At 41.7% G+C, this 17,585-nt stretch carries 9 protein-coding genes; 6 read left to right on the top strand and 3 right to left on the bottom strand.

All coding sequences use genetic code 11. From position 1 onward, the window contains the following. Positions 1 to 327, bottom strand: a complete 327-nt coding sequence (locus HC246_RS11265; protein ID WP_169363469.1) for a hypothetical protein — start codon at positions 325 to 327, stop codon at positions 1 to 3. Between the two features lie 384 nt (positions 328 to 711). Between HC246_RS11265 and HC246_RS11260 the strand changes: the two genes are divergently transcribed. Together HC246_RS11260 and HC246_RS11255 are read left to right on the top strand one after the other, a co-directional pair. Further along, positions 712 to 975, top strand: coding sequence for a type II toxin-antitoxin system Phd/YefM family antitoxin (locus tag HC246_RS11260; protein ID WP_169363468.1), 264 nt, complete (start codon positions 712 to 714; stop codon positions 973 to 975). Then, positions 959 to 1,216, top strand: coding sequence for a Txe/YoeB family addiction module toxin (locus HC246_RS11255; protein WP_169363467.1), 258 nt, complete (start codon positions 959 to 961; stop codon positions 1,214 to 1,216). The genes HC246_RS11260 and HC246_RS11255 overlap by 17 nt, the downstream gene beginning before the upstream one ends. A gap of 106 nt (positions 1,217 to 1,322) precedes the next feature. On the opposite strand, the gene HC246_RS11250 is transcribed toward HC246_RS11255, so the two are convergent. Continuing rightward, positions 1,323 to 3,104 carry an ABC transporter ATP-binding protein gene (locus tag HC246_RS11250; protein WP_169363466.1) on the bottom strand — a complete coding sequence of 594 codons (1,782 nt, stop codon included), beginning with the start codon at positions 3,102 to 3,104 and terminating at the stop codon, positions 1,323 to 1,325. A gap of 150 nt (positions 3,105 to 3,254) precedes the next feature. Continuing rightward, entirely contained in the window at positions 3,255 to 4,955 is a 1,701-nt protein-coding gene (locus tag HC246_RS11245; RefSeq protein ID WP_169363465.1) for a response regulator, read from the bottom strand. A gap of 579 nt (positions 4,956 to 5,534) precedes the next feature. On the opposite strand from HC246_RS11245, the gene HC246_RS11240 reads away from it, so the two are divergent. From HC246_RS11240 to HC246_RS11225, 4 genes are all read left to right on the top strand, one after another. Beyond that, positions 5,535 to 7,724, top strand: a complete 2,190-nt coding sequence (locus HC246_RS11240; RefSeq protein ID WP_169363464.1) for an ATP-binding protein — start codon at positions 5,535 to 5,537, stop codon at positions 7,722 to 7,724. After that, positions 7,646 to 11,074: an ATP-binding protein gene (locus HC246_RS26735; RefSeq protein ID WP_169363463.1), complete on the top strand. Its 3,429-nt coding sequence runs from the start codon at positions 7,646 to 7,648 to the stop codon at positions 11,072 to 11,074. Before HC246_RS11240 ends, HC246_RS26735 begins: the two co-directional genes overlap by 79 nt. Before the next feature lie 202 nt (positions 11,075 to 11,276). After that, positions 11,277 to 12,797: a hybrid sensor histidine kinase/response regulator gene (locus HC246_RS11230; RefSeq protein ID WP_169363462.1), complete on the top strand. Its 1,521-nt coding sequence runs from the start codon at positions 11,277 to 11,279 to the stop codon at positions 12,795 to 12,797. 60 nt (positions 12,798 to 12,857) lie between these two features. Beyond that, positions 12,858 to 17,522 (top strand): PAS domain S-box protein, encoded by a 4,665-nt coding sequence (locus tag HC246_RS11225; RefSeq protein ID WP_169363461.1) that lies wholly within the window; start codon positions 12,858 to 12,860, stop codon positions 17,520 to 17,522. Positions 17,523 to 17,585 lie beyond the last annotated feature (63 nt).

Here is a 17,585-nt window from a genome sequence, read left to right as displayed (position 1 = left end):
CTAATTCTCCAGTTCTTCTAGTACAGCACAAATATCTTCAACCGTCGCATCCTCTAAAAAAACTCGAACATCTTTAGCCACAAGTACTACATCAAATTTCTTTTTTGATTTCTTGTATTCCAAATACCACTTTCTGATTTGTTCGGCTACTGCGACTAAACCACCGACAATTCCAACTACAGTACCTATTACTGCTAATGTTCCTTCCTTTGTCGGCTGAGAAGTATTTGCGACTTCCCAAGTACCTTGTAAGCCTGTGGTTTCAAATAGCCTCTCAGCAGCAACATCAACATCTTCACCTTCAAGAGACAGTTTAATTTCTACCATATTCCACTAATATTTTAGGTGTTTTAAAGTATTTTACCATAACTGATTAATCAAAGGGTTTCGAGCCATTTGGGCTATTTGACTTGATATGTAGGTGTTTTGAGGTTGTACTAAGCTCTTATTTATGCGAATATTTTATGCGCCTTAGTATGATCTCTTTTTAATTGAGAGGAGATTGCTTGTATGACGGAAGTGTGGATGATTTAAGCGATCGCTTTTTGATGAGATTAGGGGCGATCGCTGTTTGATGTTGTTGGTTTGTTGAGGGGCGATCACTTGCGTGGTGGAAGTGTGGGTATTTAGGCGATCGCTTTTTGGCTGAGATTAGGGGCGATCGCTTTAGAAAAAAGTGGTACGATAAATTGTACGAGTTTGGATTTATTAATGAAAATTCTCAATGCGAGTGAAGCACGAGCCAACTTTTTCAGCTTAGTTGAGCAAGTCAACAAAGACCATTTACCAAGATTTATTACGAGTCGGCAAGGTGACGCAGTATTGCTATCTAAATCTGATTGGGAAAGTATACAGGAAACTCTCTATCTACAGTCTATTCCTAATCTAGTTGAGTCAATTAGATCCGCCGAACAAGCGAATGATTGGGTTTCTGAAGATGATTTCTTAGGAGCCTTGAATGGATTGGAAGATTGAATTTAGTCGAAATGTGATTAAGGATGCCAAAAAATTGAAGTCTGCTAATTTGGACTCTAACCTCAAATCTTTGCTAGAAATTCTCAAACAGAATCCTTATGAGCCTCCCTATGAGAAACTATCAGGCAATTTGAAAGGATATTTCTCAAGACGAATCAATATCAAACATCGTTTGGTTTACTCAATCAATGAGGAAACTAAAACCATCAGAGTTGTTTCTGTATGGTCACATTATGAATAGCAAAATCTGGTGATCGCTTTATTAATGGAGAGAGATTAGGGGCGATCACTGACTCTTAATTGAAGATTTAGGGAAACCTGAACTTCATCAGATTCCCCATATGAGTTTACGCTACAAACCCATGAGTTTGTCCAGTTTGTAGATTCCACAAGCCAGTGTAAATACCATTTAGGGCAACTAACTGATCATGGGTTCCTGTCTCAACGACCTTGCCATGATCCATTACATAAATGCGATCAGCATTGCGAATCGTCGAGAGACGATGGGCAATCGCGATCGTTGTGCGGTTTTTCGTAATCTGATCGAGGGATTTTTGAATGGCAGCCTCAGTTTCATTATCTACTGCCGAAGTCGCCTCATCGAGAATCAAGATCGGCGGATTTCGTAGTACTGCACGAGCGATCGCAATTCTTTGTCGCTGTCCACCTGAGAGCTTTTGACCACGCTCACCCACAATCGTATCGTAACCCTGAGGTAAGGCTTGGATAAACTCATGAGCCTCAGCAATCTTCGCGGCTGCTACAATTTGTTCAACTGTTGCATCAAAGGAACCATAGGCAATGTTTTCCAAAACAGAACCATGAAATAGAAACACATCTTGGCTCACCCAACCAATGCAGGAACGTAGCGATCGCAATTCGAGTTCACGAATCTCGATACCATCTAAAAAGATATTGCCCGATTGGATTTCGTATAAGCGTAAAAGCAACTTCACTAAGGTACTTTTACCTGAACCCGTCGCACCGACAATCGCCGTAGTTTTATTAGCCGCAATGTCCAAGGATAGATTTTCGACAATTGGGAAACTAGGGTTATAGCCAAAGGTGACATCTTTGAGCTGGATCTCGCCTTGTACTAGTGCTGGCGATGGCAAAACCTTTGAGCCTGAATGAATGGCGATCGGGGTATCCAGCAAATCGAGAATACGATTGGTAGATGCCATAGCTCTTTGGTATTGGTCAAGGGTTTCACCTAAGCGCGTCAGGGGCCAGAGCAAGCGCTGAATTAGATAGACCATGACGGAATAGTTACCGACTGATAATCTTTGAGCTTGCACTTCCAAACCGCCATAATACAGAATTGCGATAAAACCGATAAAGATTAAAATGCGGATTAAGGGAACGAAGGCAGCACTATAGGCGATCGCACGACGATTACTTTGGCGATAGCGATTACTTTCTTTCTCAATGCGCTTACGTTCGTAATCCTCAGTGACAAAGGCTTTAATCGTGGTGATACCGCCAATATTATTGGACAACTGACCATTGAGTAAACCCACTTTTTCCCGCACATCGGCATAGCGTGGTGCAAGAAATTTCTGAAACCAAACGGAACCCCAGAGAATAAAAGGCATCGGTGATAGTGCCAACCAAGCCACATTGGGCGTAATTACAAAAAATGCACCGCCAATTAGGAGTATCGTCGCCGAAACTTGAATAACTTCATTAGCGCCGCCATCGAGAAAGCGTTCCAATTGATTAACATCATCACTCAAAATTGACATTAACCCGCCTGAACTCCGTTCCTCAAAAAAGGCAAGTTCTAATTCCTGTAAATGTTGATAGGCATCAAGGCGGAGATCATGCTGTACCGTCTGAGCGAGGTTACGCCATTGCAGCGCATAGGCATATTCAAAAATTGATTCCAATCCCCAAATCACGCCACTGATCGCCGAAAGTACGAATAGCTGTGCGGCTAGCCCTTGGACACCAAAGGGATTTGCCCAGAAGTTCTCTTTCTGTAATACCAGATCGATCGCTGCTCCAATTAAAACTGGTGGCGCAAGATCAAAGAACTTATTGAGAATAGAACAAGTGGTTGCCGTCCAAATTTGGCGGCGGTAGTTGCGTGCGTATCGGGTCAGTCGAATAAAGGGATGGACAGACATTTGCAGTACTAGATCATATTTATCATTTGATCGAGTTTAGGCAGACTTGATCAAACTATTACCTAGACAAGTGTATCGCGATCGCTTTGATAAATAGGATACATTTCGCCAGAGTATCGAATGGGTGACGCATCGCATTGCCCATTCTTATTAGTGAGATTGCTGAGTATAGCGATTAACTACATGGATGATATTGTCAAGCTGAACTGGTTTTGTGAGAAAGTCATTCATTCCTGCATCAAAACATGCTTGTTGATCTTCAGAAAAAGCATTTGCAGTTAATGCGATAATCCAAGGCTGCGCCTCAATTTCTTGGCGTATTTTTTGAGTAGCAGTGATCCCATCCATTTCAGGCATTTGGACATCCATAAAAATTATTTGATAGGATTGACGCTGCAACATTTCGATCGCTTCTAATCCATTATTAGCTATGTCCACTCGATAACCGATTCTTTTCATGAAGAGATTAAATATTTTTTGACTAGTGAGGTCATCTTCGGCTAACAAAATTTTGAGATCTCTTTTAGGAGAGCTATCTGCGATCGCTGGTCTCATTCTAGGAAGGTTAATTAAATTAGGAGTAAAGCTCTCTAACGCTTTATCGGCGATGATCGTAAAGGAAAATTTAGAACCTTGGTTGGGCGTAGATTCTGGATTGGATAAATATTCTGCGGGAGGATTGCCACCCATATTTCCCTGACTCTCAACCCAAATTGTCCCTCCCATTAATTCCACTAGGCGTTTGCAAATAACTAAACCTAATCCTGTACCACCATATTTACGACTAATCGAAGAATCGCCTTGGCTAAAAGGTTGAAATAATAGATGTAAGCGATCGCGACGAATACCGATACCCGTATCCTCAACTATAAAAACTAATCCATAATGATTTGGGTCAGCATCATAGAGAATGTAGGGATTAACAGAGAGAGAGACATTTCCATGCTTTGTGAATTTAATGGCATTAGCTAATAAATTAATTAATATTTGGCGAAGACGTGCACTATCGCCTAGTAAAGTTTTGGGAATATCAGGATTTATATAATATTGCAGATGAATATCGCGATCGGTTGCCTGTTTACCAAGAATTTCGCATACAGACTTCATCACATCTTCTAAAATAAGAGGCTCTTTTTCTATGTCGATCATGCCTGCTTCAATTTTAGAAAAATCAAGAATATCATTAATAATTTTTAAAAGAGCATTACCACTATTGCCAATTATTTCTAAGTAATTTCTCTGCTCTGGAGTTAGCTCGGTAGTTGCTAGCAGTTGTACCATTCCTAATACGCCATTCATTGGAGTACGAATTTCATGACTCATACTGGCAAGAAAAGCACTTTTAGCTTTATTGGCTGACTCGGCAATTTCTTTGGCTTGGGCTAAAGCAATCTCCTGTTGTTCATGGGCGCGGAGTTGTTGTTGAGCTTCATCAAGCTTGCGTTGTTGTTCTTCTATGTGATTAACAAATGCAAGTGTCTTATCAATCGTAATTTCGAGATCTGTAAAATCAATGGGCTTAGTTATAAAATCAAAAGCACCATAATTCATTGCCATCCGAATGTTTTGCATATCCCCATAGGCAGAGAGCACTACAGCTTTGGGCGGAGCTTCTAGCTCTACCAATTTAGAGATTAGCGATAACCCATCCATCTCTGGCATTCTGATGTCAGTAAGAATCATGGAAATAGAAGTATTTTCCTGTAGAACTTTAAGAGCCTCTACTCCATTTGATGCAAACTGAAATGCAAGTTCTCCAGATTGAATCCGCTTCCTAAATCGTTGCTGAAAAAGTCGTTGAACTTCAACTTCATCATCAACTACTAAAATTAAATTTACTTTTTTTTGCATAACATCAGTCTAACTAATTTAAGTTTAACTAATTTAATTGCAAATTAAAAATAGATTATCTTCTGTCACTATTGATAGCCCTTTGTATCTAATCAGAGGTAGCGCTAAATATATAAGGATGGGCGGCGCGACGTGCCACCCATCCTTACCAAAATAAATCTTTTCCTGTTTAGGACTACCTAATCAGACTCTATGTAATTTTTAGCTTAAGTTGCTAGGCATAATAAAAAAACAGAGCCAAAACCTGTAGCGCAATTGCAACAAACGCTACAGGTTTTGGCTTTTTATATTTAATTGCGCTCAGATACTTACCAAAATCTGCGTATTGCATGGGGTTTCAGCGATCCCCCATGCGCTAATTTTATGAGCTTGATCGCTTGATGAATGGGATGAGATGCTCCAGCTCATTGCCCCAAATTAAAAAATAGAGAAATTTTTGAAAGTGTGGCAAAGCAGCGTTTTCAAAAATTTCTCTGTACTATTTCAAGCTTCAACAGGTTGTAACTTAATTGCCCTGTTTCCTGTGAAGTACAATTGATCATGTTTTGGGGAGATTGATGTATCAAGGGGATTATAGTTATGCAATCAAGTACAAATCACCGCGATCGCTTGCCCAAACTTGATGGTTACCATATTGGCGAACAGGTATATGCAGGTAGCCGTACCTTGGTTTATCGCGCTGTGCGTTTAGTTGATCAGCAGCCTGTAATCCTGAAAATGCTCAAAAGTGATCGCCCAACGCTCAATGAACTGTTAAGGCTACATAACCACTACACAATTACCAAAAACCTAAATTTCTCAGGAATATCACAACCCCTTGCCTTAGAACCTTATAGTAATGGATATATCTTAGTTACCGCCGATCAAGGTTTTTGTCCACTTCAGGAATATATTGCTGTTAATACTTTAAGCATCTCCGAGTTTTTGGCGATCGCAATTCAATTAGCGGATATTTTGCATTATCTCTATCAACAGAGAATAATCCATAAAGATATTAAACCAGCCAATATCCTCATCGATCCTGTATCTCAGCAAATCCAATTAACCGACTTTAGCATTGCCACGCTCTTACCTAAGGAAACTGAGGAAATAAAACATCCTAATGTTTTAGAAGGAACCTTAGCTTACATTGCTCCAGAACAAACAGGGAGGATGAATCGGGGGATCGACTACCGCTCGGACTTTTATGCATTGGGGATCACCTTCTTTGAACTATTGACAGGGGAATTACCCTATCAAACAGACGATCTCTTGGAGTTAATGCATTGTCACTTAGCAAAGCCGATTCCTAAGGTTAGCAAATTACAATCTGATATTCCTGTGCCAATTGAGCAGATTGTCGCCAAACTGATGGCAAAAAATGCCGAAGATCGCTATCAGAGTGCATTGGGGCTGAAGTATGACTTAGAGCTTGCCCTAGAGCAACTTAGCACCACAGGAACCATTACCCCATTTGCGATTGCTTCAACGGATCGCAGCGATCGCTTTATCATTCCTGAAAAACTCTACGGGCGGGACGCGGAAACAAAGACTTTGCTAGACGCTTTTGAGCGGGTCTCACAGGGAAATGTCGAACTGATGCTTGTCGCGGGTTTTTCTGGCATTGGCAAAACCTTTGTGGTGAATGAAGTCCATAAACCGATCGTGCGAAAACATGGTTACTTCATCAAAGGCAAGTTTGACCAATTCAATCGTAATATCCCATTTTCGGCTTTTGTACAGGCTTTCCGCGATTTGATGGGACAGCTTATGAGTGAGAGTGATGCTCAACTCAATCTCTGGAAAAACGAAATCCTCAAGGCATTGGGGGAGAATGGTCAGATCATTATCCAAATGCTCCCTGAACTAGAGCGAATTATCGGAGAACAGCCTCCAGCAACTGAATTATCTGGCAATGCCGCGCAAAATCGCTTCAACTTACTCTTTCAGAAATTCATTCAAGTTTTTACAACCGCAGAGCATCCACTAGTGATCTTTCTTGATGACCTTCAGTGGGCAGATTCGGCATCCTTGCAATTATTAAAACTATTAATGCAGGATGTCAGGTATCTGCTAGTTCTAGGTGCATATCGCGATAACGAAGTAACACCAGCTCACCCCCTGATGCTGACGGTGCGCGAATTAGAAAAGTTAGAAACCACAATCAAGACGATCGCCCTACAAGCGTTGCTCCCATCCGATATCAATCAATTGGTGGCGGAGACCTTGAGTTGCGATCGCGCCCTTGCTCAACCATTAACCGAGTTAGTCTATCAAAAGACCCAAGGAAATCCTTTTTTTACCACCCAATTTCTCAAGACCTTACATCAAGATGGATTAATCCAGTTCAATAGGGATACAGGCTATTGGCTATGCGACCTCAGCCAAATCAAATTCCAAAGCTTGACTGATGATGTGGTAGTCTTCATCGCGCAACAGTTACAAAAACTATCCCCGAGCACGCAATCAATATTGAAATTGGCTGCTTGCATTGGTACACAGTTTGATTTGCAGACATTAGCGATCGGCTCTTCCCAATCGGGCATCGAGACAGCAATGGCTTTATGGCAAGCTTTGCAGGAAGGATTACTAGTTCCTCTCAATCAAATTTATAAATTTTTCAACCGAAATTTGAAGGCAATAGCGTCAATATCCCTGAATTCTGGAATTGGGAATCGGGTTACTGTTCTTTTCGATTTCTCCATGATCGTGTGCAACAGGCTGCCTACTCACTCATCCCCAATTCCCAAAAGGAAGCAGTGCATCTTGATATTGGCAGATTGCTCCTAAATCGCTACTCTAGCCATGAACAGGAGTTGCAGCTTTTCCATATTGTCAATCAACTTAATTGTGGTATTTCTCTGATTGATCAAGCAAAAGAACGAGAGGAACTCGCCCAGCTTAATTGGCGTGCTGGCAAAAAAGCACGGGCATCATCAGCGTATGAAGCAGCGATGAGTTATCTGAAGACAGGGTTACAGCTTTTATCAGCGCAATGTTGGCGTAATCAATATGACCTGAGTTTAGGTCTACATCAACAGGCTGCTGAAGTAGCTTACCTATCAGGTATCTATGCCGAGATGGAAACTCTCATAGGGATTGGATTACAACAGGCGAAGAATCAATTAGATCGCGCTAAATTCTATGAGATTCAGATTTTGGCGATGGTAGCGCAAAATCAAGCCCGTGCAGCGATCGCCTATGCCCGTCAGGTGTTGCCCTATTTTGGTGTTCAGATTCCCCAAAAGCCATCCAAATTGCAAACAGTCCTTGGCTTTTTTACTACGGTCTATCGCATGATTGGCACAAGCCCTAAGGATCTGCTTGCCCTCCCTCCTATGTCTGATCCTTATAAACTTGCCGCCTGTAATCTTTTTAACGCAGTTGGTGCAGCCGCGCAAAGCAGTGTGCCCGAAATTCTTCCTTTTATGACCTTTATTGGTATTTCTATCTATCTACGTTATGGCAATATTCCCAAATCATCAATGGCTTATACGATCTATGCTTTTTTGCTTTGTGAGAAGCTTGGAAAAATAGATCAAGGCTATGCTATTGGGAAAGCGGCGATCGCTCTTTGTCATCAGCACGCATCCAAAAAAGCCTTGGCTCCTACTTTGTTTCTCTGGACTCGCTTTATTGCCTATCGAAAGGAATCACTTCAGAATTCATTACCCCTATTAATGGAAGCCTATCAAGTGAGCTTAGAGGTGGGTGATACTGAGTATGCTGCTTATAGTCTCTGTGTATACTTCACCCAATCCTATTGGACCACTCAAAATCTCATGGATTTGAAAAGGGAAGCGATCGCTAGTCGTCCTACCTTGCAGAAACTTCAACAGCTCTCGATGTTGGATATGCATGATCTGAATTGCCAGATTTTGGAAAATCTCACGACCGAGCCTAATGATGCTTGCCAAATTACTGGGCGCTTTTTTGATGAAACTGCAATCTCTAAAAGCGATCGACAACTACAGATTTATACAAGCCTACGGAAACTTCAACTTGCGCTCTTGTTTGAAAAATACTCACTAGCAATGGAGCAGATCGCGATCATTGAATCTATGCTCTCCATTGTCGATGGAACCTTCGTGAAAACGCTGATCTATTTCTATGATGCTCTCGTAAGATTGTCGCAATACCCTCATCTCAAGCCAAAGCAACAAAGAGCATATCTAGATAAAGTCATAGCTACTCGCAAATATTTGGCTAAATTCGCTAAATCAGCTCCCATGAATTATCAGCACAAGGTAGCTCTAGTAGAAGCTGAGCGACTCCGAGTTGTGGGGAAATTTAATCTAGCTGGAGATTGGTACGATCGCGCGATCACTGGAGCTAAAAACAATGGCTATCTCCAAGAGGAAGCCTTAGCCAACGAACTTGCCGCAAAGTTTTATCTAGTATTGGGAAAAGAAAAAATAGCTCAAGTCTATATGAATGAAGCCTATTATGCCTATGCGCGTTGGGGAGCGACAGCCAAAGTCATCGATTTAGAAAACCGTTATCCACAATTGCTCGTTTCCTTGAGGCAGCAAACTGATACACATAGATTTGATCAGAAATTATCGCTCGAATCTTTCTACAATCACTCCACTATTCTCGATCTCGAAACCTTGCTCAAGGCTTCACAGACAATTTCACAAGAAATCGAACTCGATAAGCTTTTAGAAACGCTGTTAAACATCCTGATTGCTAATGCTGGTGCGGATAAATGTGTCCTGCTCTTACAACCCAATCAAAATTTGCAGATTGTGGCGATCGCCAAATCCGAACAGCAAACACAAATACTTACGACACCAATACCATTAGAAACGAGTAACGATGTACCAACTAGTGTAATTAATTGGGTAAAGAACAGTTTAGAAACACTGGTTCTCAACGACGCACGAGAAAACTCTCAATTTGCAGGCGATCGTTACATGATTCAGCATCAGCCCAAAAGTATGTTTTGTAGTCCTATCTTGAAACAAGGACAGTTACTAGGGATTTTATATTTAGAGAATAATTTTGCAGTAAGTACGTTTACAAGCGATCGCTTACAACTCTTGAATTTGTTATGCACCCAAGCCGCCATTTCCCTAGAGAATGCTCATCTGTATAGCACCCTTGAGCAAAAAGTTGTAGAGAGGACTCAAGAACTTTCACAAGCCTTAAGTAATCTGCAATCTACACAACAGGAATTAATCCAGTCTGAAAAAATGGCTGCATTGGGGCAACTGATTGCCAGTATTGCCCATGAAATTAATACTCCCCTTGGCGTAATTCGCAGCGCTACTAGCAATATTGTGACGGCAAATCATGTGACCCTTCAGCAATTGCCCCGAATCATGCAAAGCCTGTCTCCTCAACAGCAACAAGAGTTTCGGGCTTTAATCCATGTGGCTTTGCAATCACACCAGTCTTTATCAACGCGAGAGGAACGGCAACTACGACGGCAACTACAAAGCACTCTATTAGACCAAGGGATTCCTAATGCGATCGATATTGCCACCCAACTCAGTCAGATGCAAATAGTTTCGGGGCTAAATCTTTATCTTTCGCTCCTCCAAGATCCAAAATGTGAGCAAATTTTACAGGTAGCCTATGCATTGGTAATGCAACATCACAGTACTCGAAGTATTCAACAGGAAGTAGATCGCGCTGCCAAAATCGTATTTGCCCTGAAGGCATATAGCCATCACAGTCACAATAGTGAGCAAATCCTTGCAAAAGTGAACGATAGCATTGAGGTGGTGCTAACCCTCTACCATAATCGTCTGAAACATAGCATTGAGGTCATCCGTCGCTATAATGATGAGATTCCTGAAATCCTTTGTAATCCCGATGAACTCACACAGGTATGGGTAAATTTAATTGACAATGCGATTTATGCGATGGGGAATGGAGGAACTCTAGAAATTGCGATCACTACTCAGGCGGGTTATGTGGTGGTGGCGATCGCTGATTCGGGATGTGGGATGTCGCCAGAGATCCAATCCAAAATTTTTGAGCCGTTTTTTACGAGTAAGCCAAGAGGAGAAGGTAGTGGATTAGGCTTGGATATTGTGCGACAGATTGTGCAGAAACATCACGGTGAAATTCAGGTACAGAGTGGCAGCGATGGCACTGTTTTTACGGTCATGTTACCTCTACCGCTTGAATAGTGACGATTTGCGCCGCAACCCCAAACCAAGAGATTTTTGGGTTTATGGAAGTGCACCCCTTCGGGGTGCACTTCCATAAACCATTAGCTAAAAATTTTCAAATAGAATCCTTAGAACAATTGTTAGAAAAACATATTTCTTAAGATATTTCTGGTAACTTATCTGGTTTAAGTCACATCTGATTTAAGTCAAAAATTTACCTATGCTCTCTTCTAGCTCTGAAGTAATTTTGATCGTTGACGATACCCCTGTAAACTTGCATGTAATTTCCAATGTATTAATGGATGAAGGCTTTGAGGTAGCGATCGCTACTAGTGGAGAGATGCTGTTTAAGCAATTGAAATTGCATTTGCCAGATTTAATTTTGCTAGATGTCCAAATGCCAGTGATGGATGGATTTGAAATCTGCCAATGCCTAAAAAATACAGAGGAATATAGGAATATTCCAGTTATTTTTATGACTTCCCTCGTGGATGTTGATAGTAAAGCTAAAGGTTTTCAGCTAGGAGCCGTCGATTACATCACTAAGCCTTTTCAAGAGCTAGAAGTGCTAGCAAGGGTGCGTACCCATTTACAACTGCGGCAGTTGACGAAAAATTTAGAAAAACAAATTGCCCAGCGTACCCATGATCTGGAATTAGCAAATCAAAAACTAGCTGACTATTCCCAAACCCTAGAGCGATCTGTCGAAGTGCGGACTCAGGAACTCTCCAAAACTTTGATGGAATTGCAGTCAATGCAACAGGAACTCATTCAATCGGAGAAAATGTCGGCGCTTGGACAACTTACGGCAAGCGTTGCCCATGAAATTAATAATCCACTTAGCGTAATCCGTAATGCAGCGAGCAATCTGGTTGCTGCCATTCAGATCTCACTCCGACAACTACCGCAGCTCATCCAAAGCCTATCGCCACAGCAACAGGTTGAGTTTCAATCCTTAGTCAAGAATGCTATTAGCAACTATCAAGCTCTCTCTACAACCGAGGAACGCCAACTACGGCGACAGATCCAAAGTGAACTGATGCTCCAAGGACTCAATGATGCGGTGGAACTTGCCTCAAAGCTCAGTTATATGCAAATTAGAGAAAACCTATGTCTCTATCAATCAATTTTGCAGGATGCTCGCTGTTATGACATTTTGCAAATGGCTTATTATCTAGTCTTGCAACATCAAAGTGTAGATAGCATTCAAAGTGAAGTAGATCGGGCTGCGAAAATAGTCTTTGCGCTAAAAAACTATAGCCATCATAGCCACGAACAGGATAAAAGTCTGACTCCAATTATCGATAGTATTGAAGTCGCCTTAACGCTTTACCACAGCCGCCTTAAACAAGATATAGAATTATATCGGTATTATGAAGAAGTTCCGCCCATTTTCTGTAATCATGATGAGATGACCCAAGTTTGGGTAAATTTGATCGATAATGCTATTTATGCGATCGGGCAGCAGGGCAAATTGGAGATTCATGTCTTCCAGCAAGCCGAATATATAGTAGTCAAGATCATTGATTCTGGTGGGGGGATTCCTGAAGATTTACAAGAACAGATTTTTGAACCATTTTTTACTACGAAGTCACGTGGTGAGGGTAGTGGCTTGGGTCTAGATATTGTGCGTCAGATTGTACATAAGCATTTAGGTGAAATTTTCGTGCATAGCCAAGTTGGTCAGACGATCTTCACAGTAAGATTGCCCCTATTGCTATTAGAGCCGCGATCGCCATAACTATGGGAACCCGCCTATCACCCACTTAATTCCATAAAAATTCTTATCGCCAAATTACCTATGAGTACTCCTACGATCCTTTGTGTTGATGATGAACGCAATGTTTTGTTAACGTTGCGAACACAGTTAATGCGATATTTCCCCGACTATGCGATCGAAATTGCTGAAAGTGGGACTGAAGCCTTAATAGTAGTAGAGGAACTCTTAAACGATGGCGTAGAAATCCCCTTGGTGATTGCGGATCAGATTATGCCAGGAATGAAGGGCGATCAAGTTCTCATTGAGTTGCATCAGCGGCATCCTCAAATTTTAAAAGTGATGTTGACAGGAGAGGCTCGCGCCGAAGATGTGGGAAATGTGGTTAATCGCGGAAATCTCTATCGCTTTATGTCAAAGCCTTGGAATGAGATTGATCTGCAACTCACGGTGACAGAGGCTTTGCGATGCTATCACAAAGAACAACAACTTACCCAAAAGCAACTAGAACTAGAACAAGCCAATCGTGAGCTAGAAAGGTTGAATGCGAGTTTAGAACAACAGATACAGGAACGTACGCAGCAACTACGTCAAAATGAGAGGCAATTACGTTTATTTATCGAACATACACCTGTGGGTGTGGCAATGTTCGATCGCCACATGAACTATGTGATCGCTAGCCATCGTTGGATTAATGATTATCAATTAATGGAGCGATCAAATGAATTAGACGGCTCGATTATTGGCAAATGTCATTACGATCTTTTTTCTAATATTTCTGATTCATGGCGCGAGGCACATCAAAGGGGACTACAGGGAGTTGTAACGCGAAATGAAAAAGATCATTGCATTCTCCCTGATGGTAGAGAGGAATGGCTACGGTGGGAAGTCCTGCCTTGGTATGACGATGATGATAATGTTGCTGGCGTTATTATCTTTGGTGAAATTATTAGCGATCGCATTCGTACTGAAAATGCTCTCCAAGAAAGTGAAGAGCGTTATCGGTTGCTATCAGAAATTAGTCCTATTGGCATTTTTCATTATGATGCTCAGGGAGTTTCCACTTATGCTAATGCTAAAACCCTCGAAATTACAGGCTTAAGTTTAGAGGACAACCTTGGTGAAGGATGGACTAAGAATCTGCATCCTGATGATCGAGATCAGATGTCTGCGGCTTGGAACAATTTTATCGAACTATCGAATTTAGGCTGTGATACGGAATATGAAGTCGAGCATCGCTATATTTATCCTGATGGTTCTATTAAATGGATGTTTGTTCAAGCGGTTCCTGAACGCGATATTCATGGGGAATTAATAGGATTTATCGGTTCAGTACTAGATATTACTAATCGTAAACAAGTTGAAGAAGCTTTGCGCCAAATTGAAGCCAAACAGAGAGCTTTGATCAATGCTTTGCCCGATTTGATTATGCGCGTTAGTCGAGATGGCGTATACCTTGATTTCATCTCAACTGATACGTTTAAGGTGTTAGGAGATGCTCAAAAGCTGATAGGTACAAAAATAGAGGAAAGTTTACCTCCTGATTTGGCAGCAAGACGAATGAATGCAATACATGCAGCCCTTGCAACTAAAAAAATGCAAATCTATGAGCAAGAACTTTGGGTGGATGGTGCATTGCAAACTGAGGAATGTCGAGTTGTAGTTTGCAGTGACAATGATGTGCTGATTGTAGGTCGTGATATTAGCGATCGCAAACAGTCCGAACGCGCACTCAAAGTCAGTAAAAAGATCTCAGACACCAAATCACGACAGGTTTACTCCCTGATTAACAATATTCCCCATATTGCATGGCTGAAAGATCTAGATGGGCGATTTTTGGCGGTTAATCAGCCATTTGCTCAATCCTGTGGCTATGAGCCTGCTCAATTGGTTGGACTGACTGATCTAGATATCTGGACTCCTGAGTTAGCAGAGTCCTATCGTCGTGACGATCTGGATGTCATGCAATCTAGGCAACGTAAACAGCTTGAAGAAAGACTAGTTACCGCCGAGGGGAAAGTAAAATGGCTCGAGACATTTAAAGCACCAGTGATTGATGAATCCAATGAGTCAATTGGAACGGCTGGCATTGCAATTGATATTACCGATCGCAAACAAGCAGACTTAGCACTACAAAGCTTGTTGCATGGCACTGCTTACGTTACAGGCAAAGAGTTTTTCCCTGAACTCGTTAAACAAATTGCGATCGCCCTTGGAGTTTCCCATGTTTATCTGGACAAACAGGTTGGCGATTGTTTAGAAACACTTGCATGGTATGCCGATCAACAATTGCAATCCAAGTTTGTCTACAAAATTGCGAATACACCTTGCGAAGTGACCCTACGCGAAGGGAGCTATTGCTGTTCAAATGTAAAACAGCTATTTTCGCTTAATGAGCATTTAGTCGGAGCAGATATCGATAGCTATCTTGGTGTTGCCTTGCAAAATGCAGAAGGCAAGAAACTGGGGGTACTTTGTGTGCTAGATCGCCAACCATTATCTAATCAGAAACATGCAGAAATGTTACTGCATATTTTTGGGGCGAGGGCGATCGCTGAGCTAGAAAGGATGCAGGCTCTGGAAGACCTGCAAAACCTGAATGCAGAACTAGAACGGCGGGTACAGGAACGGACAAAAGAGCTATCGCAAACGCGGAATTTTCTCGAAGCGATTATTGAAAATTTACCAGTGGCACTATTTGTTAAAAATGGCAAAGCCAATAAGTTTGGTGAGTTTTTGCTATGGAATAAGACCAGTGAAATCATGTTCGGCTGCACGAAAGAGCAAGCCATTGGTAAATCAGTTTATGACTTTTTCCCTAAAGAACAATCTGATTTCTTTCATGCGAAAGATCGCAATTCCTTTCTATTTGGTCAAACAGAGGATATTCCTGAAGAACCAATTGATAGCCTGACCCTTGGTAGAAGAATCTTACATACGATCAAAGTGCCTGTTTTTGATGAGCAGGGGCAGCCTGATTATTTAATCTGTATTTCTGAAGATATCACCGAGCGCAAACAGGTGGAATCTGCTCTAATAGTTAGTGAAGAACGTTTTCGGGCTGCCTTTGAGCAAGCTGCTGTAGGCATTGGACAAGTTGATTTAAATGGCTATTTCGCCAATGTAAACCAGAAATTATGTGATATTCTCGGCTACACAGAAACAGAACTATTATCTAAATCTCTTAGGGAAATTAGTGGTCCTGATGACTTTGCCAAAGATGAGGAGCAGATTAATAAGCTTTTAACAGGTGAAATACAAGCATTTTTTATAGAAAAGTGCTATATCCATAAAGATGGTCACATTATTTGGACAAACTTGAATGTATCTCTAGTTCATAAATTTGATGGCAGTCCTGAATATCTACTCGGAGTAGTTCAAGATATTAGCGATCGCAAACTTGCTGAGAGCAAACTTCAGGAAGAAAGACTGCGACTCCAACTAGCCCTTGATGCCGCTCAAATGGGCTGTTGGGGCTGCAATCTCCAAACGGGACAGCTCTTTTGGTCAGATCGTGCTCAGGAAGTTTTTGGCTTTGTCCCCGGGACTTTCCCCGGCGATCGCGATACATTTCTGGCGATGGTCTATCCCGATGACTACGATCGGGTAGTTCAAGCAATCGATCATACCTTTTCCACAGGAGCACCCTACCAAATTGAATATCGGATTCGGCGGCTAGATGGCGAACTACGTTGGATTGCGGTATGGGGCATCATTCATCAGAATCCGAACCGACAACTAATCGGTGTCGTCGAAGATATTAGCGATCGCAAACATGCAGAATTAGAACGCGAGCATCTCTTACAAAACTTATCGCAGTTGAATATCGAACTGGAACAAGCAAACCAACAATTAGGTGCATATTCACAAACTCTTGAACAACGGGTAGAGGAGAGAACCACTGAACTGCAAGTTGCTCAAGAGCGGATTCTTGCCCAAGAGAAACTAGTCTCCCTTGGTACGCTCACGGCTGGGATTGCCCATGAAATTCGCAATCCTCTTAACTTTGTTAAAAACTATGCTGAAGGTTCCATCGAGCTGACACAAGATCTCATGGAGATCTTGCAACCAGTGATGCAATCTCACACCTCTGAAAACAATCAACTCATCGAAGCATTAATTGCAGATTTGCAAGAAAACGCGACCACCATCCGTGACCATAGCCAAAGGGCAGACAAGATTATTACAAGCATGATGCAACATGCCCGTACCGAAAACGAGCAAACTACTATGCATCCGACCTTACTACATGATCTACTCAATGAAGCCTTGAAACTAGCCTATCAGAGTAAAGAATTGCAGCATAGTAGTTTCCAAACCGTCATTGAGACTAAATATGCCCCAGAAATCGGACTTGTGGAAGTAATTCCTAATAATCTAATCCGAGCTTTCATTAACTTAATTGACAATGCCTGTGATGCCATGTGGGGTAAAAAACAAAATTTTGCGAACAATAGAGATGGTTCCGTCTATGTCCCTAAGCTGATGATTGCGACCCAATTAGTAGGTAATAGGGTAGAAATTCATATTCGTGATAATGGTTGTGGAATTGATCCCAAAATTCAGTCGAGAATTCTTGACCCCTTCTTTACTACTAAACCACCTGGCTCAGGTACAGGACTGGGGCTATCGCTCACCCATGACATTATCGTGAAGCAACATCAAGGAGACTTAAAGGTTAATAGCAATCTTGGCGAATTTACCGAAACTATTGTCACAATACCGTTAGTTATGACGGGGTTTAATTAAACTGCAATTTACTACCAAGGATGGGATTAAAACTAACCAAGGCTTGCTATATAGTTGTGTTGG

The sequence above is a fragment of the Pseudanabaena yagii GIHE-NHR1 genome (assembly GCF_012863495.1).
In the GTDB taxonomy this organism is placed as follows: Bacteria; Cyanobacteriota; Cyanobacteriia; order Pseudanabaenales; family Pseudanabaenaceae; genus Pseudanabaena; species Pseudanabaena yagii.
This window is presented reverse-complemented; position numbering and strand designations above follow the sequence as displayed.